The organism is Pedobacter sp. (genome assembly GCF_037719805.1).
Taxonomy (GTDB): Bacteria; Bacteroidota; Bacteroidia; order Sphingobacteriales; family Sphingobacteriaceae; genus Pedobacter.
Window position 1 is genome coordinate 657,853 of record NZ_JBBJLZ010000001.1, and the last position, 22,864, is coordinate 680,716.

Sequence of the window (22,864 nt, forward strand, 5' to 3'; positions counted from 1 at the left end):
AATTTACATGTATAATATTAAACGCCCTGCTTTTCAGTAAGATATTTCCAATATCTTTTTGGTACATGTTGGGTGTGAAGTTTCATATTTTTCCTTGCAACAATATTCGTGCTTTTGAAGTAGTTTTTCCAAAGATCCGCATATACTACTTCTTTCTCAGAGATCAGCTCTTTACTTGAACAGTTTAGTCTCTTTTGATCTTCGACGCTTAGGTAAATCTCTTCTACTTTCTCTAGGTCATAAAAGATCCCATAGTGTCTCTCAAGGTCATAAATCACCCATTTTTGATCCGCGTATCGATCTTTAAAATGTTTCATTATCAGTGGCAGCACATTAAAGTCTGGATTAACAGCACAATAATAAATTCCATCCGCAGCATGTTTAAATCTAATAAACGCTTCCATTCTATGTTTTTCACGCTCTACCTTTCTAGCTATTTGTGCGATGACCAGAACATGCTCGTTGCCATAATTCTGCTCTGCACCTGGATCACTTAGAAAGAGGTAGCAGCAAAATTCAAACAAGCTTACCAGCGCCTCCGGTTTTTCGGACAAGAAAGTGCAGTAAAATTTTCTCATCCATCCTCCGTCAAGTTTCTTTTGTAATCCCTTCCAAACTCTATCGGCTTTCCTCTGATCATTGTGAATTGTTAACACTTCTTCAAATGCGTCAGGTTCAAAACTTTTAGCAGTCTTTATCATTATTTTACCGGGCTTCCTTTCGAACCATTCGTATACCGCACATAGTACGCTTTCTAAACTGCCATCAATAATATAGATCATTGTGAGGCTAGAACATAACCATTTGCTGAACGTCGTTCTTGATATACTTACTTTGGCTTTCTGCAAGTATGAAAGACTTAATCTGTGTATTTTGATAGTCTTTGAATTGAAAAGGGGTGTCAGCACATTTAATGAAATATTTTGCCCGGTTATAAGCTACGCCGATTTTTTTTAGCTGATCGATCCGCAATTTTCCGAATTTCCTTGCCTGCACTATTTTTTGTGCAGAAGTTACCCCTATACCTGGAATACGAAGAATCGTTTTATACGAAGCAACATTAATGTCAACAGGAAAAAAGTGAAGATTTCTTAACGCCCAACTTAACTTTGGATCAATGTCAATATCCAGATGTGGATTGGCATCATTCAATAATTCATTCACATGAAATCCATAAAAGCGCATGAGCCAATCTGTCTGATACAATCTGTTTTCACGAATTAGCGGGGGTTGCGTTCCAAGGACAGGTAATCGATTGTCATTGCTGATCGGGATGTAACCAGAGTAATAAACACGTTTTAAAGAAAAATCTTTATAAAAGGACGCAGCGGTTTGCATGATCTCCTGATCAGTTTCAGGAGTTGCGCCTATAACCATCTGTGTACTCTGTCCCGCAGGAACAAACTTTGGAACGCTTTTTATAAGCTTTTTTTCTTCCTTCAACTGAATAATCTGATTTTTAACGAAACGGAGAGGTTTAATAACGTCAATATGGTTTTTTTCTGGTGCCAGCAGCTTTAATCCGCTTTCTGTAGGCATCTCCAGGTTAATGCTCATTCGATCCGCATACAACCCTGCCTCCATAATCATCGCTTCACTTGCACCCGGTATGGTTTTAAGATGGATATAGCCATTGAACCTCTCTTCAAGACGAAGTTTTTTAACTACCCTTAATAGTCTTTCCATTGTAAAGTCAGCGTTCTTAAAAATTCCTGAACTCAGAAACAAACCTTCGATATAATTCCGGCGGTAGAAATTCATCGTCAACGATACTACTTCTTCTACTGAGAAGGCAGCACGCTCAATGTCATTGCTTTTCCTCGATACGCAGAAAGCACAGTCAAAAATGCAATGATTGGTAAGAAGAATCTTAAGTAAGGAAACACATCGTCCATCTTCCGTGTAGGTATGGCATATTCCAGAGGTATGGCTATTTCCAATGCCTTTGTTGTCATTTTTTCGCGTTCCACCACTCGAAGAACAAGAAACATCGTACTTAGCCGCATCGGCCAAGATGTTTAGTTTTTCTCTAATCCGTTCAGACATACTGTTTTAATTTACTAACAAATATAGTAAATAAATCTAATAATAATAGTATTAGGCGATTATTGGTTGTCCAGCTTCCTCGAAAAATTCCTTTAAATATTCAAGCATAAAGTCATGCCTTTTCTGAGCAATTTCAGACCCTGTTTGAGTCTTCATCAGATCTTTCAACAAGAGCAGCTTTTCATAAAAATGATTGATCGTTGGAGCCTTTGAATTCTTGTATTCTTCTTTCGTCTGGCCATAGGCTGGTAAAATCTCCGGGTTATACAATACCCTATTCTTAAAACCACCATACGTAAATGCCCGGGCAATGCCGATGGCTCCAATAGCATCAAGTCGATCGGCATCCTGAACAACGTCGAGTTCTTTTGAAGTAAAAGTGACATCTTCTAAACTGGATTTAAAGCTTAAATTTTTAATGATGTCCTTTACATGAGAAATAACACCCGCATCTACGCCTATCGATGCCAGGAAGTCCGAGGCTATCCTCGGGCCAATTTCCTCGTTCCCGCCATGGAATTTACTGTCTGCAATATCATGTAATAACGCAGCTAAGGATACGACAAGCAAATTCCCACCTTCTACCTCATTAATCTTAAGCGCTGATTTGTAAACCCTATCAATATGAAACCAATCATGGCCGGCCTCTGCAGTGGCCAACTCATTTTTAACAAAAGATATGGTAAGGTTGATAATGTGTTTCATAGTGATTGGATCAAGCACAAACGTACATAATAATTTTTCTGAAGGTGATATGTTCGTATTCGTTACTAAACGTAATGGGGAGCTATGTCTAAACAAGCTCCGACTGATCTAATGAAATCAATTGAAGAACTTCAACCTCCAAAACAGTACTTATCTGAAATAAGCGTTCTAAAGTAAGTTTGCTGTAACCCAGTTCAATTTTACTGTATGCATTTTGAGAAATCCCTAGTTTTGCGGCAAGATAATCTTGCGTATAGTTTCTATATTCCCTTATCTTTCTTATGTTGCCTGCTACAACTTTTATTTTAGACGCCAGTTGGTCACTCATAAACCTCCCCATTAAATTTCCTAATGAATTTAATAACGAAAAAAAAGTGCAAGCAGTTTTAAAAAAATCATCAGTCATTGCGAAGATTTTAACGGAGGTTAAACCATCATCAACTGTAACTTGATGAAATACAAGGATAACATTTGAGGGAAAGCCGTACTGGCGATTAATTACTCGGTTTTAGCTGGTAGTCTTTCTTCTTCAGGCCGTCTTGTGCCATCATACAATTCATACTCTAGCATCCGACAATCTAATTTACCATTATAAAACTCTAGTTTCCGGGTGGCTTTAAGCCCGATTTTCTTCGCTAAATCAGGATTTCCTGTGAAAATATAGCCAAAATAACCCTTACATTCCTGCTTAAGGAAGTCACCAATCCGTTTATAGGTAAGTTCTAATTTAGAGTGTACACCTAATCGTTCGCCATATTCGGGATTAAATACCACAACGCCTTTTCCATTATCAGGCACCTGTGTCTCCGCGAAATCACAAACTTCGAATGTTATAAGTGTATCAACGCCTGCTGTTTTCGCGTTTTTTCGACTCACATCAACAGCGTCTTCAGAGATATCGGTGGCAATAATTTGCAAATTGACATTTTTGATCACCTGTTCCTTTAAAATTCTTCTTTCGGCGAAAAACACTTCTTCGTCGTACCCTATGATGTGCATGAATGCATAGTTCATCCTAAACAATCCCGGTCTGCGATTCGTTGCAATCAGGGCTGCCTCTATAGCAAGTGTTCCTGACCCACACATCGGATTTACAAATGGAGACTTTTGATCCCACTGAGTGCTGAGCACAACACCTGCCGCTAAAGCCTCTAGCATAGGTGCTTTGCCAGGTATTTTGCGGTAACCATGTTTAGCCAAAGTCTCTCCGGAGGTATCTAAAAATATATCTGCATCACTGTCCTTCCAGTATAAATGGACAACAGCCTTGTTTGCATCTGAACCAGAATTTGGTCTAATGCCCTTTTTGTCTTTAATTCGATCAACTATTGCATCTTTAACTTTAAGGTTGGCAAAAAGCGGGGTAGTGATTGTCGGGTTGTCAACGTTTGACGTTACAGAGAAGTAACCTGAAAAATCGATAAGCTCTTCCCAGGGCATCTCTACCAGTTCTCTATAAAGTGCTTCAGGATCATCAGCTTTGAAGCTTTTTAAACAATAGAGAATCTGACTTGCACACCTCAAATTTAAGTTCAGCTTTATACATTCAGATAGCGTGATGTTGAGTTCAACGCCTGTCGGAAAATCCCTTTCTATGGTGTAACCAAGGGCTAAAACCTCATCTTGCAAATAAGAAGAAAGGCGTTTATTGCAGGTTATAATAACCTTGCTTTTTGTGTGGAAAACTTGCATAATTAATTGTACGAAGTTATCAATAAAAATATAGAGATTTGAACTTCGCAGTAGAATAAAATAGTATTTAATATGGAAATCAAAGGAAAAGTGCATGAAATCGGTGCATTACAACAGGTGAGTGAGACATTTAAAAAACGCGATCTTATCATCGAATATGCAGAGAACCCTACTTATCCTGAATTCATCAGGTTTGAGGCTTTACAAGATAAGACTGCATTATTCGATAGCCTAAAACAAGGTGACGATATAGAAGTTTCTTTTAACCTACGTGGTCGTCCCTGGACTGATAAAACAGGCAAGACATCTTATTTTAATAGTTTAGTAGTTTGGAGAATCAATGCACTTACAAATAGTGCAGCTGGTACCACTACTCCACAATATGCTCCACCGGCTGATTTAAGTAATGCGCCAGGAGAGGAAGATGATCTTCCATTTTAAAGATCTTTTTTAAATAAACAAATTGACCGCTATGCCGCCCTCCAAAAAGGGGCGGCATTTTTAGTTTAAGCCGGGAATTCAAAATAAAGATTGTTGTGATGCAGCTTCGTATTCGTAATGCGACCAAAGCAAGGCATTACATAAATATTGTTCATGTTCGTATGCAACCGAGTTGTATAATGCTCAATTCTTTGAAGTGGGTACAATAATATTCCTGTAAAGGCGTATATGTATGTGAGAGCGTTAATTTAGATGAGCGGGCATGGTCAGGATGATCATTCCCGCTTTTTTTATAACAGCAGTTTTTTCAAAGGTAAAAGTGCAAAGTTACATCACATCAAACCAGGTCGAGGACTTTTTAATAGTTGTTCTATAAGTTGAACGAAGTCTTTTGAGAGCGTTCATCATTGAGTTACCAGTCCATTAGTTAACTGCCAAATATAGTCGCCCGCAGGGACTTGCGTGTTAAAATATGTTAAATTGCCTGCATTCTGTAAACGCTTCATTAGTTTTGATAACCTGATATGAAGAAAAGAAGCCTTTGGCTGATAACCGCCCTGATGACTGTAGCTTTGCTCGGCGTTTTTGTGATGCAATTGTATTACATCAGGGAAGCATATAATCTTAAGTCTCAGCTTTTTGAACATGATGTTAATGAGGTATTGAACGCTGTCGTCAATAAAGTCCAAAAGCGTTATGCTGCCAACCACATTAGCAAAAAGGATACAGAAGTAAAACAAGAAAGGGAGCAGGATTTTCGAGACAAGGCGCAACAAATTGTTGACTTTAAGGAGCAGTTTAGAGCAGCGAAAGAGAAGCGGAAATTCAATCAAAAGAAAAAAATCTTTGATGATTTGAATACACGGGATAGTTTAATCCGTGTTACTTTCCTCGATCCGAGACGGATCTCGGAGGATGTTTTCTTAGATATTTCAAAAACAGACTCGAAGGGGCAATCACCCTTAAAAGTTCAAGTAGACATTTGGCGTGATGAGTTTGGCGTGATTAAAGGTGGTTCAATCAACCAGACGATTGAGCCGAGTGCGAAGCAAATACGGCCCCGTGCATTTTCATTGAATTCAAACGACCTTCCAGATAGTTTAAGATATCTGGCAATCGATCGACAAAGTTCTAGATTTATAACAATAACGCTGGAACAAGTTCGAGCGGAAATGGCGCTAAAGTTTAAAATCGAAGATAAGATTGCAGAACAAAGATACCGTGATGGGCTAAAGGAGTTGATGGATGATACCGTAGCAATCAACGGCACTAACCTTAATTTTCTTGCAGATCTTCAGAAAGAAATGCGCCAAATTTACGTTCCCATAGCCAGACGGGTTAACAAAGATGAGCTTGACACGCTTTTAAAGAAAGAGCTTCTCAACCGAAACATTACGCTTAACTACGCCTTTTGGGTAAAAACGGCAAATAAGGATTCTTTGGTTTATTGGAAAGCATCTACAGCGGTTGAAGAATCGCTACCTGGTAACACTTTTAAGACGACGCTCTTTAACAACGACATTTTTGGAGACCCTGGAGTGCTCTATGTTAATTTTCCTGATAAGAATAGCCTCATACTTGGTAATATGTGGACCACCATGGCCTCATCAGCTGGCTTATTATTAGTGCTTGTATTTATATTTTCTTACACCTTGTACGCCATTCTTCGTCAAAAGAAAATCTCCGAAATGAAGACCGATTTCATTAACAATATGACCCACGAGTTCAAAACCCCTGTTGCGACAATTATGATAGCCAGTGAAGCTTTGAAAGATCCAGAGATTGTTGAGGATAAAAAGCGAATTAGCAGACTGGCAGGTATTATATATGATGAAAATGTGAGACTTGGAAATCACATCGAACGGGTGTTAAGTATCGCAAGGCTTGAGAAAAAGGAATTGAAGCTGGAACAGGCAGAGGTAAATCTGAATGAACTTGTAATAGCAGTTTTAGACAGCATGGATCTGCAGCTACAGAAAAAGGGCGCCGAAGTTGAACTGAGTTTAGATGCTATAGATCCCATCGTTCTTGGAGACGATTTACACCTTTCCAATGTTTTATACAACCTTATTGATAATGCCAATAAATACAGTGCAGGCCAACCTAAAATTACGATTAAGACAAGAAATACTGCAAAAGGAATTATAGTAACGATTGCCGATGAGGGAATTGGAATGACGAAAGAACAAAGCAAAAGAATTTTTGATCAGTTTTACAGAGTGCCGACAGGTAATCTGCATGATGTAAAGGGCTTTGGTCTGGGATTAAATTATGTACAAGATATTATTACACAAATGGGTGGTAATATTAAAGTACACAGTGAGAAGGATAAAGGAACCGAATTTATCATAAGCCTACCCCTAATTAATTAACGCATGAAACGAATCTTATTGGTAGAAGACGATCCCAATCTGGGGCTGCTTTTGCAGGACTATTTACAACTCAAAGGAAAGTTCGATGTTGTACTTTGTGTTGACGGTGACGAAGGGTTGAGGGCCTTTACCAAACAGGATTTCGACTTGTGCATACTTGATGTGATGATGCCAAAAAAAGATGGATTCACATTAGGGAAGGAAATACGAAAGATTAATGAAAATGTTCCTATAATTTTTGCCACGGCAAAAGCAATGATGGAAGATAAGGCTTCCGCTTATGACTTAGGCGGTGACGACTATATTACTAAGCCTTTCAGGATAGAGGAATTACTGCTAAGGATAAATGCCCTACTAAAGCGGGTTCAAAGTCAAGATGGGTCTGGAACCGTTACTTCTCCAACCAATTTTGAAATTGGAGATTATGTTTTTGATTATACCACCCAACTTATTCATTTTAAAGGCCAGATACAGAAGCTGTCTACAAAAGAAGCGGAGTTGCTAAAGTTGCTATGCCTGAAAAAAAATGCGGTTCTAACCAGAGAAGAAGCCCTACTCAGTATCTGGCACGATGACAATTATTTCAACGGACGTAGCATGGACGTTTTCTTAAGCAAGCTTAGAAAATACCTGCGGGAAGATCCGAAAGTAGAGATTCTAAACGTGCACGGAAAAGGGTATAAGCTTTTAGTGAACTAAAGCATAACAGCTTTAAGTGCTGCCTGTGCATAGTCACCCCAATCCTTAAGCGCGGAGTTAATTGTCGTTCTTAATGTTTTATAGTCTGATGGTTTACCTTTTGCTGGTGCCTTGAGTTCGGTCAACGGTATTGATTTGTCGGTAACCGTCTTAGCAAACCAAGTTACATTTTCATGTGGTAGTGCAACGCCCAAAATCATTCCAGGTAGGCCATTAAAGGATTCAGGCCCTCCGGAAACAGGTATTTTGTCTGTATAAAAGGCGACTACATAAATAGAATCCAGGATAACAGCATTAGCCCGTCTGCATTCATACCCTGCAATTGTTCTCACTTCACTCGTTAGCTTCCAATTAATCTTTCTAATGCTGTCTTTCAAAAGGAAGGTTTCTTCATACACCTTCTTTTGGGCGGTAAATAAACCATTGGCGAGATCCGTATAAATTGTGCTATTTTGCTCTGACATTGGATTGTTGAAAAAGCCCCTTGGGCTCTCCGCTGGCGCTATAGGAGTGAACAGTGTCTTATCATTAGAGAAGATCAATGTGCTTTGCAATAACTTAAATTGGGGGTTATTTTTTTTATAGTTATCATATGCGTCACGTATATAGCTTTCCTTGCTGTTGTCTGCTGCTTTCTTCATCAGTGCATACACATTGATGCTTTTCTCAAATTCAATGATACCTGCAGGAGGAAACCTTACATTCTGTGCTTTCGAGCTTAAACAGCCAATGAGTAGGCTGAGCATAACAATGATTTTGTTTTTCATGGCATTATTATTTTTTGGCAGTACCGCCCATTTTGTTAAAATCCCATATGATACTTCCCATGAAGTAGCGCTGAATAGTGGTGTACCTGTTTTCAACGAACATGTTGTTGCTTGCCGATCGGTCAAAGCCGACGTTTTGATTGAGCAGGTCATTGCCAGAAATTCTGATCTGTAGGTTCTCTGACTTGAAGAACTTTTTAGCAATTGAAGCATTTATAATTGCGCGCTCAAAATCCTGATTAAAGGTCTGCGTTTTAGCAGTGTATTCGTACTGCCCGTCTGAGGAGATCTGGATTTTACCGGGAAGCTTGATATTAAAGCTGGCGTTCCCTATGGCGCCCCAACCTTGGTTGTTGGTACTGGATGGTAAAGATGACCTGATGTCGTTATAAGATGGCCCTCCTGAAAGTTTAAAATCGTACTTATCCTTATTCTGCGAGATTGATAAACTTGTGGAATAGTTGTTGGATCTCGTCGTCGCCAATACTGCATTGATCATGCTATAGTTTTTTGAACCATTTGCTGATACGTCAATACCTACACTAAGCTCAATTGCCTTAATTTTCTTAGACGTAGATCCGTTAAGGTAAAAATTAGTTGGAGTTTCGCCAAGGTTGATTGCTCTATAAGTATTGTTGCCGGCGGCATCGGTAAATGTGGTGTTGGTGATTGGATTAGTGGTAAAGTAGTAAGATCCGTAAAAATAAAGATATTGGTCAGTTAGTATCTTATAGGAATTATAGTTAACAGAGATGTTGCTGCTAAAGGATGGATCAAGGTCGGGGTTACCAATTGTCACATTCAGGGGATCTGTGTTTTCCCTGATTGGCTGGATCTGACTTATACTCGGTTGAGAAGTAGACCCATAGTATCTAACCGATAGTGATTTTTGTTGCGAGAAGCGGTATTGGTATAAAGCGCCCGGATTCCAGTTTATGAAGTTTCTGTCAAACCGTTTGTTTTGGTACAAGTCTAACTGCTTGAACTGTACCGCACTTACTTTAGCTCCAACACTAATATAGGTTTTGTTTTTTTTATAATTTACTGTTGCTCCGCCTTGGTTTGCCAATTGATTCAATTCAAAGTTATTACTAAATAAAGGATCCAGTTTGTCATAAAGGCCGGTTCCAGAGGGATTGAACGATCTTTTGTCCGACGTGCTTTTATTATAATTTAAGCCATAATTCAGTGCTAATGACGTTGCCTTAGTGATTGGTTCCGTATAAGTTAGATTGGTGTTTAATACAGAAGATAACGAATTATTAGTTTTAAATTGATTGATGTTTCTAACACTATCAGATTGCTCCGTCTCATTAAAGAACTCATTTTTGGAATTCAGAAAGCCTTCTGACTTATTTCTATTTAGAGATTGTGCCAATGTAGCAGCAATTGTTCGTCCTTTTTTCTTAAGTTTTTTTGTATAAAAGGCACTCACATTAAACAGGTCTTGATCGCCATCATTAGTGATTGTTCGATCACCGGTGTTGATCAATGAACTATCTGCTCTGGAACTATAACTCATAAATTCTTCTCTGGTCTTTGTTTCCTTCCTGGTTCCATCAATCATCAATTTTAACGTGGAGGTCGTGTCAAGTTGGAATATTAATGTAGCATCCAATTTCTGTCTGAAAGTACTATTATCAAATTGCTGACCTGAAGCACTGTTAATTGTTCTTGAAACCCCATTTGCATCCTGAGGCAGAATGTTTTGAGTAAGGTTGCTGCTTGAACCTTTAACGCCAAGTGATCCTATCTTGTAATTGGTATTTAATCCAAACTTGTCTTTATTCCATTTGTCTTCGAAGTGTAGGCCGCCGGTTTTAGTTGTAGGTATTCCTCGCCCATCGTATCGGCCGTTCCAACCTTCGAAGTCATCACCTCCGTTAATGTAATATACTCCGGCATCAAATTGCATTCCTCTGCTCCCTGAATACTTATCCCGGTCTTCCCAGCCCAAACCGGTTCTCCCTGTGTTACCAAATATTCCATAGCCTGATATTCGCCTTTTGCCTTTGAAGATATTAATCATTGCCTGCCCCTGATAGAATTTGTCCGTCGCCACGCCCAGGTCAACCTTTCCAAAATAGCCGTTTTTCTTATCTTCTTTAAGTTTAATATTTATCGTCTTGTTCTCTACACCGTCGTCCACACCGGTAAAGGCGGCCTCGTCACTCTTTTTGTCATATAGTTGAACTTTATCGACCATATCCGCGCGTATGTTTTTTGTCACCAGTGTAGGATCGTCACCAAAGAATTCTTCCCCATCAACAAGTACCTTTTTTACAGATTTCCCCTGAGCGGTAATATTGCCATCTTTATCAATCTGCATTCCAGGTAATTGTTTCAATAAGTCTTCGACTTTCGAATTGGGTTGAATGTTGTAACTGCCTGCATTAAACTCTGTCGTATCACCTTTAATTTTGATGGCAGCGGCCTTGCCCTGAATAATTACATTTTCAAGTAAGGTAGATTTAAGGAGTAGGTTTATAGCATTGAAATCTTTTGCCGGCTTAAGGCTATCTAATGCAAATTGTTCTATATAATCTGCATAGCCGGGATAAGTGATCAATAAAATGAACTTCCCGCTCCCCAGGTTGTCAATTTGAAATGTGCCTTCTTGTTTTACCCTTGAAAATTTTACAAGAGTCGAGTCTTTCTGATTGAGTATAGTAACCGTACTGTTTACCATTGAGTAAGATGCAGCGGTGTCTGTGACTTTACCCTTAATAAGATATGGGTTGCTTTGAGCAAAAGAGACGGCAACAGACAAAGAGAATAAGAGCGTTAGAGAGGCGAATTTCATGAGGGACGTTTGGGTTAGGTAAGATATAACTAAAACGTTAGTAATCAATAATCCTAAATGTTAAATTGTTTACTTTAACTTTGTCTATGTTAAATCCGGAAATGGCAGGCCCTGCAGCATTGGCCGCAAGATTTGTAAATTATACTTCCAAACACATATTTTTAACGGGTAAAGCTGGAACTGGTAAGACCACATTTTTAAAAAGTCTCACCGCTTTGACCCACAAGAAAACGGTCATTGCGGCACCCACTGGGATCGCAGCCATTAATGCTGCAGGAGTTACCATACATTCCTTGTTTCAACTGCCTTTTGGTACCTACCTACCAAAAGCACCGGCAGCAGACGGGGACCATTATAACCAACAATACAATACGGCAAAATCTATCGTCCGTAACCTGCACATGACGGCTACCAAACGGAAGGTACTAATCGACATGGAGCTACTCATCATTGATGAAGTAAGTATGCTACGCGCAGATCTTTTAGATGCCATCGACATGGTACTTCGTTATATCCGAAGAAACAACCACGAAAGTTTCGGCGGCGTCCAGGTGTTATTTATTGGAGATTTGCACCAGCTTCCACCCGTGGTAAAAAGTACCGAGTGGAATCTGATGGGCCAGTTCTACAATAGTGCGTACTTTTTCGACGCACATGTCATACAACAGAATCCTTTGGTTTACATCGAACTGGAAAAGATATACCGGCAAGCAGATGATGTATTTATTAATTTGCTAAATAATCTCCGAAACAACTCCGTTACTAAAGAAGACGTAGCTCTACTGGAAAGGCATTACCGTGCTGATTTCAAACCTGCGTTACACGAGAAGTACATCACGCTTACTACGCACAACAACAAGGCAGATGCCTTGAATAGGACGAGCCTGGATGAACTACCTGGCGCTTCCTACCTGTATCGGGCTAAAATAGAGAATGAATTTAGTGAGTATGCTTATCCTGCAGACCAGATCTTAGAGCTCAAATTAAATGCCCAGGTCATGTTTATTAAAAATGACCCAACAGGGGAGCAACGTTTTTTTAACGGTAAAATAGCTACAGTTATGGCGCTAAGACCGGATGCCATTGAAGTGCAGCCTGAGGGGAGTACGCAAAAGATCTTATTGGAGAAATACACCTGGAAAAACATAAAGTATACAACAGACAAAATCTCTGGTGAGATTGAAGAGGACTTGGTAGGCACATTTACACAATATCCACTAAAGCTAGCATGGGCAATCACGGTACATAAGAGCCAGGGATTGACATTTGATAAAGCGATTATTGATATCGGAAATGCATTTGCACCAGGGCAAATCTATGTCGCCCTATCAAGACTTCGTTCGCTCAATGGGCTGGTGCTAACGTCATTAATTTCCGGATCGGGAATAAGGCAGGACCAGAACGTATCCTTCTTTTCAAAGAACAAACTAAGTGTGGACGTACTACAGGAGCAGATTCAGATAGATACCGAGGTTTTTTTGAAAAGTTACCTGTTGCAGTGCTTTGATCTCACATCTTTAGATAACATGATTTATGAACATGTACATTCTTACACCAAAGACATCTATAAATCTGCTAAGCAAAAACATCACAAATGGGCCGAGAAGCTACTCAAGTCGATAATTGAGGTAAGAACCAATGCTTCCAAGTTTTTGGGACAGATTAACAGACTAAGCGAAGACAAATCTCCAGATGGACTCCGGGCCTTGCTAGAACGCGTAAAAGCCGCTGAAGCCTATTTTACACCCTTGTTAAATGGCTTTTCAGAACATATATTCGAAAGAATGGAGTTGGTAAAGCAAGATAAGCAGGTATTAGAGTTTTTAGCAGAATTGTTAGAAATGGAGGCTCAGTTTTATGAAAGTTTCAAAAAGATGAAAAAGGCTCCGGCTTTGCTTGCATCAATATTGGATAATAGAGATTTTAGCCGCAGAGACGTCGATAAACTTGTTAATTTGACCACCAGGTCTGAGCGTATGCTTAAAGTGTTTGCGATGGACGGAACGGATGATTTTACTCAAAAGAAGGCCTTAAAAGCAAAATCTATTAAAGCTAAGAAAGTAGGTTCTGGCGCTCCGAAAATAGACACTAAAGAGGTTACTTTAAGTATGTTCAATGATGGTAAATCTGTTACAAGGATAGCTGCCGACAGGAAAATGACTGCAGGTACTATAGAGGCACACCTCGCTCATTATGTCGCACTAGGAGAAATCTCGGGTAAAAAGGTCCTTGGCTCTCCAAAGTTGAACAAGATACTTGAAACCATTAAAGACCTCAAAAGCATTAAGCTAAATGAATTAAGAGAAAGGTTAGGACGAGACTATTCCTTCAGCGAAATTAAGATAGGGGTAGCGTCACATCTGGCGGAGGGGCAGGATTAATAACCTCTATAGTTTAATGTCGCCTTCAAAAACTTGTATCGCAGGTCCGCATAAGAAAATATTCCGGAATCTTTCTCCGTCATAATCGAATTCAATGTTTAGGTTTCCACCTAATACTGTTACAGGAGTGCTGATGTGCCCTGTTTGGTTTTTATGCTTAGCCAGGGACAATGCCACGGCCGTAACCCCTGTGCCACATGCATAGGTCTCATCTTCTACGCCACGCTCAAATGTTCTAACAAACAGATGATCTACCAGGTCTTCCACAAAGTTTACGTTTATTCCTTCAGCTTTATAAGTGTCGTTATTTCTAATACTGGAACCAGCTTCAAATACATCAAAGGTCTTTAAGTCTTGCACAAGGGTAACGTAATGCGGGGAGCCAGTATTTAATACGAAGGCTTCGCCATCATTTTCAATCGCGTCAATGTCAATCATTTGCAGATCAATCCAATTGCCTGCTTCTGAAATTTTGGCATAATGCTGGCCATCTACTGCCAGGAAGTTAGTTTCTGTGCCAATAATTCCTAAATGTTTTGCAAAGGCTACGATACAACGACCGCCATTTCCGCACATGCTTCCTGGCCTTCCATCTGAATTGAAATAGAGCATCTCAAAGTCATAACTGCTGTGATTCTGAAGCAGCATCAAACCATCTGCACCTATTCCAAACCGCCTGTCGCACAGTTGAGAAACGGTTTCCGTATGGGTTCCGTCAAACGAAAGATCACGATTATCAACCAGGACAAAATCATTACCAGCGCCTTGATACTTATAGAAATGGGTAGTCATTGTAGTTGTCATATGCATTTAACAAATTTTAACAGAATTCGTGACTTGTTACAGATGCAAATATCGCGTATATGGTATTAAATTTGACTAAGTCAATACAAAGAAAATAAGTTGATTAGGTAATATGAGACTTAAATGAATGAAAGACTGTTGAATAGTACACAAACACTAAACAAATATATAAATGAGAAGATTTGGATTAATAGCGCTGGCTGCATTTATAGGAGGTGCAGCTGCAATTGGTGGCTATAAATTATTAGAGCCATCAAGGAATGAACTTACATTAGCAGAGCAGCAGCAAGTGCTCTTTGCAAATAACCCGAAGATCTCTTCGGCGGGAACACTTGACTTTGTTGAAGCAGCAGCAGCAGTTTCGCCAGGGGTAGTACACATTAAAACGTCATACGGTTCAACAAGTGCATCTAAAGGGGAAGCTTCTCCAATGGACATGTTTGAAGATTTCTTCGGCGGAGGAGGAAACAGAAGAGGCCAGCGCCAGCCTAGAGCGGCTTCAGGTTCTGGAGTGATTTTGACCCCAGACGGTTACATCGTTACCAATAATCACGTAGTAGACAAGGCCGATAAAATTGAAGTTATTCTTTCTGATAGAAGGAAGGTGAGTGCCACAGTAATTGGTAAAGATGCCAATACCGATCTGGCCTTAATTAAAGTTGATGCAACGAATCTGCCTGTTGTAAAAATGGGTAATTCAGATAATGTTCAAATTGGAGAGTGGGTATTGGCGGTTGGTTTTCCACTGGATTTGCAAACCACTGTTACTGCTGGAATTGTAAGTGCTAAAGCACGCAGCATAGGCATTTTAAATAGAACTCAGCCGACAGAAGAACAGTTTGAAGAGTATCAAAGAACAGGTAAGGCTCCATCAAGTCCTAGCATCGAGTCTTATATACAAACCGATGCGGCTATTAATCCAGGTAACAGCGGAGGTGCCCTGGTAAACGCAAATGGAGAGCTTATTGGTATCAATGCGGCAATTGCTTCACAAACTGGTACCAACGTAGGTTACGGTTTTGCAATACCAATCAATCTTGCAAAAAAGATCCTTGATGACTTCAAAAAATATGGTGAAGTTAAACGTGGATACATCGGAGTAAGCTTTGTAGCTCTTGACGCAGACAATGCTGAAACGTATAAAGTAAAAGATGTTTCTGGATTGTATGTTAATGATGTGATTGCTAACAGTGGCGCTGCAGCTGCGGGGTTAAAGAAAGGCGACATTATCAAAAAAGTAGAAGGATCTATAATTTACGATTCGCCGGACCTGCAAGAGAAGATCGGTCGTTTAAATCCTGGAGATAAAGTACAAATCACATACTTAAGAGAAGGCCAGCTAAAAACCACAAGTATCGTTTTAAAACCTGAATCTTCAATCAAAGAAGCCCAACCGGCTTTAGCAGCTAAATCCGGAGCTAGCATTGAGAAGCTAGGGGCAACATTTTCAGCGCTATCTCCTCAGGCTAAGATTAAATTGGGCTTAAAAAATGGGGTTGTCGTTACTAAAACTAACACCTCTGGCTTGTTCTACCAGTACGACCTGACACCAGGTACGGTAATTACAAGCATTAATGATGTTCCGTTGAATACGACAGCTGACGTTACGGCGGCGTTAGCGAAGTCATCCGATAAAATAAAAGTAGTAGGTATTCTTCCAGACGGAGGGAAGATGTCCTGGATGTTCAGCACAAGATAGGCGCTGAGCTTTTGTCCTAATCTTTATAGCGGGAGGCAACGTAAGTTGTCTCCCGTTTTTTAATACCCGAACTATTAGCTAACCTGACAGTTTTTATAAAGTCTTAGAACGTTTCTAAATAGTTTATTTATGGGTATTTTGTGTTGGCAGTAAAGGAATTAATTCTTTTATTAAATACTTTTGCAATCAAAACTAAAATATAATTTCATAATGGCTAGTTTCGGAAACGCTTTTTCCTCTTCAATAGGAAAAAAACTAATAATGGGTATTACCGGCCTGTTCCTTATTTTATTCCTTATTGTGCATTGTTTTGTCAATGCATTGATCTTTTTCAACGATGGAGGTTTAACCTTTAATATTGGTGCACATTTCATGTCTGGCAACTGGGTAATCAGGGCAGGTGAAATTGTATTATTTATTGGGCTTCTTGCTCATATTTACCAGGGTTATAGGCTTAAGTACTTAAACAATAAGGCTAGGCCGATTAAGTATGCTGCTTTTCAGGGAAGCGCCAATAGTAAATGGTATAGCAGATCAATGGGCTTGTTAGGCACGCTGTTACTCATCTTTCTGATTGTTCATTTAGCTAACTTTTGGGTAGTGTCACGTTTCACGGGGATCCCGACGGTCGATGCTAACGGCCACGAGGATTTGTATGCAGTAATGATTCAAACCTTTCAGGAGCTTTGGGTTGTTGTGCTATACACGCTGGCAATGGCCTCACTTTGCTACCATCTCCTGCATGGTTTTGCTTCCGCATTTCAAACATTAGGTTGGAACCATAAAAAGTACAATGCTATCACTAAAAACGTTGGTATATGGTATTCAATCATCATCTCCGTTGTTTTCGCTGCAATGCCAATTGCAATTTACGCAGGTTGGATTAGATAATTTTAGAACGTAAGAATATGTCAGAGTTGAATTCAAACATACCAGAAGGCGAATTAACAGGGAAATGGACTAAGTTTCGTTCTTCTGTTCCTTTGGTTAATCCTTCAAATAAAAGAAGTATAGAAATAATTATAGTAGGCACAGGTTTAGCAGGTGCTTCGGCAGCAGCTACTTTGGCTGAAATGGGATATAAAGTTAAATGTTTCTGTTTCCAGGATTCTCCAAGACGAGCGCATTCTATTGCCGCTCAAGGTGGAATTAATGCTGCGAAAAACTATCAAAATGACGGAGATAGTACCTATCGCCTGTTTTACGATACTATAAAAGGGGGTGATTACAGATCGCGTGAAGCAAACGTTCATCGTTTAGCTGAGGTAAGTTCTAATATCATAGATCAGTGTGTTGCTCAAGGTGTTCCTTTGGCACGTGAATACGGTGGCTTATTAGATAATCGTTCATTCGGTGGTACACAGGTTCAACGTACTTTTTATGCAGCAGGACAAACTGGTCAACAGTTACTTCTTGGTGCGTATTCAGCCTTAGAGCGCCAGATTGGCATGGGTAAGGTTGAGATGTATACTCGTCATGAGATGCTCGAAGTAGTTACCATTGAAGGTAAGGCTCGCGGTATTATTGCACGAAACCTGATTACTGGTGAGTTGGAACGCCATTTTGGTCATGCGGTCGTTTTAGGCACAGGTGGTTACGGAAACGTATTCTATCTTTCAACAAATGCAATGGGCAGTAATGTAACTGCAGCATGGAAGGCGCATAAGCAAGGAGCTTTTTTTGCAAATCCTTGTTATACTCAAATTCACCCGACCTGTATTCCAGTTTCAGGAGATCACCAAAGTAAATTAACCCTGATGTCTGAGTCGTTACGTAACGATGGAAGAATCTGGGTACCTAAGAAGAAAGATGACACCCGTAAGGCCTCAGAAATCCCTGAAGACGAGAGGGATTATTACCTGGAGCGCCGTTACCCTGCTTTTGGTAACCTTGTACCGCGTGACGTAGCATCAAGAGCAGCAAAAGAACGTTGTGATGCCGGCTATGGTGTGGGTAATTCTAAGTTAGCTGTATACCTTGATTTCAAAGCGAATACAGAGCGATATGGTAAAATTGAAGCGTCTAAGATGGGCCTTCACAATCCGGATCAAGCGACTTGTATGCGTCTTGGTACTGACGTAATTAAAGAAAAATATGGTAACCTGTTTGATATGTATGCGCAGATCACAGGGGAAAATCCATATGAATTACCAATGAGGATTTATCCTGCAGTGCATTATACCATGGGCGGATTATGGGTTGATTATAACCTGATGACTAACGTACCTGGATTATATTGTACTGGTGAAGCTAACTTTTCAGATCACGGTGCAAATCGTTTAGGCGCGTCCGCATTGATGCAGGGTCTAGCTGATGGATACTTTGTGTTGCCATATACAATTGGTAAGTATCTCTCAAATGAGATCTCTGTTAAAGCTATTCCATTAGATCACCCGGCTTTCGTAGAAGCTGAGGGAAGAGCTAAAGGAATTCTGGATAAACTGATCAGCATCAAGGGAACTAAATCAGTGGATCATTTCCACAAGCGTTTAGGTCACATTATGTGGGAAAAGTGCGGAATGTCCCGTAATGCAAAAGGACTAACCGAAGCAATTGCAGACATCAAAGCGCTACGTGCAGAGTTTTGGTCGGAAGTTAAAATTCCCGGAACTGCGGAAGAATTAAATCCTGAGCTTGAGAAAGCAGGAAGGGTTGCAGATTTTATCGAACTGGGCGAATTGATGTGTATCGATGCCTTAAATAGAAACGAGAGCTGCGGCGGTCACTTCAGAGAAGAATACCAGACAGAAGAGGGTGAAGCACTTCGTGATGATGAAAACTACGCTTATGTAGCAGCCTGGGAATTTAAAGAGGGTGTTAACTTTGAGCTTCATAAGGAAGAATTGAAGTTTGAGAACATTAAAGTGGCACAAAGAAGTTATAAATAGCGGTACTAAATCTCAATATTATGAGTACAGGAAATATGAACTTAACGCTGAAAGTTTGGCGTCAAAAGAATAGCAAAGCCAAAGGTGCTTTGGTGGATTATAAATTAGCTGATATCTCACCTGACATGTCATTCTTAGAGATGTTTGATGTTTTAAACGAAGAGTTGATTAACAAGAACGATGAGCCTATTGTGTTTGATCACGATTGTCGTGAAGGTATTTGCGGAAGCTGTGCGATGTTTATTAACGGTCGCCCTCACGGGCCTAAAGACTTGGTTACGACTTGTCAGCTTCACATGCGTTCGTTTAAAGATGGCGATACCATCGTAGTTGAGCCTTGGAGAGCTGCTGCTTTTCCAGTCATTAAGGATTTGATGGTTGACAGAACAGCCTTGGATAGAATTGTTGCAGCTGGAGGCTTCATCTCAGTGAACACAGGGAATGCTCAGGACGCTAACGCCTTGCCGATTCCAAAGAAGCAGGCTGACTCTGCGTTTGAGGCTGCCGCATGTATTGGATGTGGTGCTTGTGTGGCAACATGTGTCAATGCATCTGCAATGCTATATACCTCTGCTAAGATATCGCAGCTAGCTCAACTACCTCAAGGACAACCTGAAAGGTACCGCAGGGTACAAAGTATGGTCGCTCAGATGGATGCGGAGGGCTTTGGTAACTGTACCAACACAGGAGCTTGTGAGGCAGAGTGTCCTAAAGGTATATCGCTAGAAAATATCGCCAGGATGAACAGAGATTTTTATTCTGCAAAATTTGTATCTGAAGAAGATATTTAATAGATTTATACAACGAGACAAGGTATTATGCGCAAAACCCCGGCTATTTAGCTGGGGTTTTGTGTTAGTGAAATTTACTTTGAGAGACTAAATGTTAATGGCAGATTATATTTAACTCTGACCGGTTTTTTATCTACCATACCCGGTATCCAATGAGGAGATTCGTTCAGTACTCGAATTGCTTCCTCATCTATTCCCGAACCAAGACCTTTATCAACTTTAATGTTAGTGAGCTTGCCGTTCTTCTCGACAACGAAACTTGTGAAAACTTTCCCTTGAATATTTTTTTCCTGCGCCTCTTTAGGATATTTCGTCGCTTTTCCAAGGTAAACGTAGAACTGTTTGATTCCCCCAGGAAATGTTGGTGCTACATCAAGAGCAGTAAAATCAAGTACTTTTTCTTCTTGTGTAGGCGATGCAGCAAAGTTACTAATCTGCTTTGCTACTAAGTTCATATGATCCACTGCCGAACCCAATGTTGCTGGCGAAGAATTTAGAGAAAAACTTATAGGGATATTGTACTTAACGCGCACTACATTTCCATTTTGAACCCCCGGATTCCAATTAGGACTCGCTGTAAGAACCCGAACCGCTTCTTCATCGGTACCTCCACCGAGTTTACGATCAACTTTGATGTCCATGAGGCTCCCGTCCTTTTCCACAATGAAAGAAAGAAATACCTTTCCTTCCACTTTGTTAGCTTTCGCCTCTGCTGGATACTTCACATTCTGTTTCAAATAATTGTAGAAGTTAGCCATTCCACCAGGGAAAGTCGGCTGTGCTTCCAAGGATACAAAATCGTAGACCTTTATATCCGCAGGATCATTTTTAGTATTGGTTGTTTTTGGAAGGTAACTACGAATGACAATTTCTCCGATGTAACTGTAACCCTCTGGCTGATCTATTTCTGTATTCTTCTTTACTTCTGTGGCGCCTGCGATTGTGAAAGTTGTTTTAAGCGTATATTTTCCATCTGGAACGCCCTTGAAATCTGCATAAGATAATATTTTGCTCATCACTTCTGCATCTGTCCCCGCGCCAAGGGAAGGACCGCCCAAACTTACCCCCTCAGGTTCACCACCTTTGACGCTAAACTTAATGAGTGTAGAACCTTGGGTCTGATTTAAAATTGCCGCTGTAGGATATCTAATACTCCTCTTTAAATGATCCGTCAGGCCCGACCAATTTATCGTAGATAGGTTTCCAGCTTCTTGAGCAGCTAACCTCGCAGTTGATGTATTCGCATGTACCGTGGCCAATAAAGCATTTGACCCTAAATTTTCAGCCGTCACGCTAATTGCCGCCTCTTTTATCATTTCAAGGGGTTCAGTCAAAGGAATCTTTTCGGCTATAGCCAGAATCTTTTCATTTTTACGAATCGTTGCGGATGACATCACCAAAGCGATGGCAAATAGTGGCAAAAACAGACCGTATTTCAATACGGCAGTTTTCTGAGATCTTTGTTTGTGTAGCATGTAAATTCTTTTTTTAATAAGTGATTTGTTAAAAAAACTATTAGTTAGATTACTTGGAGTAACTCCAAATGCACTGCTCAACAACAATAAAGCATACTGTTCTTTGTCACCCTGAAATCTGGCAGCTTCTTCATCTGCCAAAAATTCGTGAATGTTTTTTATGCTATGCTTATAAAAATAGATAACAGGATTAAACCAGGTTAGAATGCCCAGAACCTCAAAGAAAATTACGTCAAGAGAATGTAGCTGCTTAATATGAAGTTCCTCATGACTGTTGATCGTCCTGAACTCAGGGAGAGTTACATCAATGACTTTCTTGCCGAAGAAAGAGAAAGCAAAGCCTTTATTCTTTTCTCTAAGTATAACCTTAACGGAAATTAACTGGATAATGAGCCGAACTACGAAAAATATTACCCCCGTGACGTATAGAAAAGCCAATACATTTCCAAGCGTCAGTTTACTCACATCTTCGTCCACGATCGCACCAGTGATAAAGTCGTTCATCTGGCCAACGCTTGAATACATTGGCTGGGCCAAAGGCTGCGTGATAAACCATTCAAACCTCAGAAAGGGTAGCGCAGCTGAAAGCGTGCCCGCAGACAAGAGATAAAGCCTATTCAGTATAAAGTAAGTCTCCCTGTCCAACAAGAGTTTATAGAAGCCGTAAAATACAATTAAGTAGATGTTGACCTGAAGGATGTAGTGTGCCCAACTCATTTCTCTTTATTTTTAAGTTTACTGATCATTTTAAGAATCTCATCAACATCATTCAATTCCAGCTTTTCCTCTTTTACAAAGAACGAGAACATGCTCTCTACAGAGTTTTCAAAGTAGTTTCCTAACAATTTTTCCGTTGCGTGACGTTTATAATCTTCTTTGCTAACGATAGGATAATATTTATGAGCCTTTCCGAAAGTCTCGTGAGCAATAAATCCTTTTACTTCGAGAATCCGAATAATAGTGGATACCGTATTGTAAGCGGGCTTAGGCTCAGGGAGAAAATCCATTACGTCTTTAACGAATCCTTTTTCTATCTGCCATACAATTTGCATGATCTGTTCCTCTGCCTTTGTTAAATCCTTTAATTCCATATCTGCTTTTAATATTATTGTTGCCAGTTCAGTTATCAGCATACTGCGCATTACCTGTTATAACTAAGAACTTAGTATAAACTTAAAACTAATAATTTAGTTTTCAAAATGATTTTACATTTATTTCTATCATACAAGTAGTTAGAATAAAATAAATCCCTTAAAACAAGAAAAGCCCCCTATTATGGAGGCTTTTCAATTAGAAGTATG

Annotated in this window: 18 protein-coding genes; 8 read left to right on the forward strand and 10 right to left on the reverse strand. The window is 39.9% G+C overall.

Annotated elements, in window-relative coordinates; translation table 11 throughout:
• Positions 1-17: 17 nt before the first annotated feature.
• The 5 genes from WKF66_RS03010 to WKF66_RS03030 form a co-directional block, all read right to left on the reverse strand.
• Complete coding sequence (locus WKF66_RS03010; RefSeq protein WP_489672921.1) at positions 18-782, reverse strand: TIGR03915 family putative DNA repair protein; 765 nt, start codon at positions 780-782, stop codon at positions 18-20.
• A 7-nt stretch (positions 783-789) separates the two neighbouring features.
• Positions 790-2,046 (reverse strand): putative DNA modification/repair radical SAM protein, encoded by a 1,257-nt coding sequence (locus tag WKF66_RS03015; RefSeq protein ID WP_489672922.1) that lies wholly within the window; start codon positions 2,044-2,046, stop codon positions 790-792.
• A 51-nt stretch (positions 2,047-2,097) separates the two neighbouring features.
• Positions 2,098-2,751 (reverse strand): HD domain-containing protein, encoded by a 654-nt coding sequence (locus WKF66_RS03020; RefSeq protein WP_489672923.1) that lies wholly within the window; start codon positions 2,749-2,751, stop codon positions 2,098-2,100.
• An 88-nt stretch (positions 2,752-2,839) separates the two neighbouring features.
• Complete coding sequence (locus tag WKF66_RS03025; protein ID WP_489672924.1) at positions 2,840-3,157, reverse strand: helix-turn-helix domain-containing protein; 318 nt, start codon at positions 3,155-3,157, stop codon at positions 2,840-2,842.
• Between the two features lie 92 nt (positions 3,158-3,249).
• Positions 3,250-4,443, reverse strand: coding sequence for a THUMP domain-containing class I SAM-dependent RNA methyltransferase (locus tag WKF66_RS03030; RefSeq protein WP_489672925.1), 1,194 nt, complete (start codon positions 4,441-4,443; stop codon positions 3,250-3,252).
• A 72-nt stretch (positions 4,444-4,515) separates the two neighbouring features.
• Between WKF66_RS03030 and WKF66_RS03035 the strand changes: the two genes are divergently transcribed.
• From WKF66_RS03035 to WKF66_RS03045, 3 genes are all read left to right on the forward strand, one after another.
• Positions 4,516-4,884 (forward strand): DUF3127 domain-containing protein, encoded by a 369-nt coding sequence (locus tag WKF66_RS03035; RefSeq protein ID WP_489672926.1) that lies wholly within the window; start codon positions 4,516-4,518, stop codon positions 4,882-4,884.
• A 524-nt stretch (positions 4,885-5,408) separates the two neighbouring features.
• Entirely contained in the window at positions 5,409-7,256 is a 1,848-nt protein-coding gene (locus WKF66_RS03040) for a sensor histidine kinase (protein WP_489672927.1), read from the forward strand.
• Positions 7,257-7,259: 3 nt separating this feature from the next.
• Entirely contained in the window at positions 7,260-7,955 is a 696-nt protein-coding gene (locus tag WKF66_RS03045) for a response regulator transcription factor (protein ID WP_489672928.1), read from the forward strand.
• Here the strand turns inward: WKF66_RS03045 and WKF66_RS03050 are convergent.
• Positions 7,952-8,722: a GLPGLI family protein gene (locus tag WKF66_RS03050; protein WP_489672929.1), complete on the reverse strand. Its 771-nt coding sequence runs from the start codon at positions 8,720-8,722 to the stop codon at positions 7,952-7,954. The genes WKF66_RS03045 and WKF66_RS03050 overlap by 4 nt on opposite strands.
• A gap of 7 nt (positions 8,723-8,729) precedes the next feature.
• Complete coding sequence (locus WKF66_RS03055; protein ID WP_489672930.1) at positions 8,730-11,525, reverse strand: outer membrane beta-barrel family protein; 2,796 nt, start codon at positions 11,523-11,525, stop codon at positions 8,730-8,732.
• Positions 11,526-11,611: 86 nt separating this feature from the next.
• Between WKF66_RS03055 and WKF66_RS03060 the strand changes: the two genes are divergently transcribed.
• The gene (locus tag WKF66_RS03060) at positions 11,612-13,906 is read left to right on the forward strand and encodes a helix-turn-helix domain-containing protein (protein WP_489672931.1); all 2,295 of its coding nucleotides are present in this window, start codon (positions 11,612-11,614) and stop codon (positions 13,904-13,906) included.
• 6 nt (positions 13,907-13,912) lie between these two features.
• On the opposite strand, the gene dapF is transcribed toward WKF66_RS03060, so the two are convergent.
• Positions 13,913-14,698 carry a diaminopimelate epimerase gene (dapF, locus tag WKF66_RS03065; protein WP_489673334.1) on the reverse strand — a complete coding sequence of 262 codons (786 nt, stop codon included), beginning with the start codon at positions 14,696-14,698 and terminating at the stop codon, positions 13,913-13,915.
• A gap of 184 nt (positions 14,699-14,882) precedes the next feature.
• On the opposite strand from dapF, the gene WKF66_RS03070 reads away from it, so the two are divergent.
• The 4 genes from WKF66_RS03070 (at position 14,883) to WKF66_RS03085 (ending at position 20,088) form a co-directional block, all read left to right on the forward strand.
• A complete protein-coding gene (locus WKF66_RS03070; RefSeq protein WP_489672932.1) occupies positions 14,883-16,409 on the forward strand; it encodes a trypsin-like peptidase domain-containing protein in 1,527 nt (508 codons plus the stop codon).
• A 210-nt stretch (positions 16,410-16,619) separates the two neighbouring features.
• Positions 16,620-17,300: a succinate dehydrogenase cytochrome b subunit gene (locus WKF66_RS03075; protein ID WP_489672933.1), complete on the forward strand. Its 681-nt coding sequence runs from the start codon at positions 16,620-16,622 to the stop codon at positions 17,298-17,300.
• A 17-nt stretch (positions 17,301-17,317) separates the two neighbouring features.
• Positions 17,318-19,297, forward strand: coding sequence for a fumarate reductase/succinate dehydrogenase flavoprotein subunit (locus WKF66_RS03080; RefSeq protein ID WP_489672934.1), 1,980 nt, complete (start codon positions 17,318-17,320; stop codon positions 19,295-19,297).
• Between the two features lie 20 nt (positions 19,298-19,317).
• Entirely contained in the window at positions 19,318-20,088 is a 771-nt protein-coding gene (locus WKF66_RS03085) for a succinate dehydrogenase/fumarate reductase iron-sulfur subunit (protein WP_489672935.1), read from the forward strand.
• A gap of 74 nt (positions 20,089-20,162) precedes the next feature.
• Here WKF66_RS03085 and WKF66_RS03090 read toward each other — a convergent pair whose 3' ends face one another.
• The gene (locus WKF66_RS03090) at positions 20,163-22,280 is read right to left on the reverse strand and encodes a TonB family protein (RefSeq protein WP_489672936.1); all 2,118 of its coding nucleotides are present in this window, start codon (positions 22,278-22,280) and stop codon (positions 20,163-20,165) included.
• The gene (locus tag WKF66_RS03095) at positions 22,277-22,654 is read right to left on the reverse strand and encodes a BlaI/MecI/CopY family transcriptional regulator (RefSeq protein ID WP_489672937.1); all 378 of its coding nucleotides are present in this window, start codon (positions 22,652-22,654) and stop codon (positions 22,277-22,279) included. Before WKF66_RS03095 ends, WKF66_RS03090 begins: the two co-directional genes overlap by 4 nt.
• Positions 22,655-22,864 lie beyond the last annotated feature (210 nt).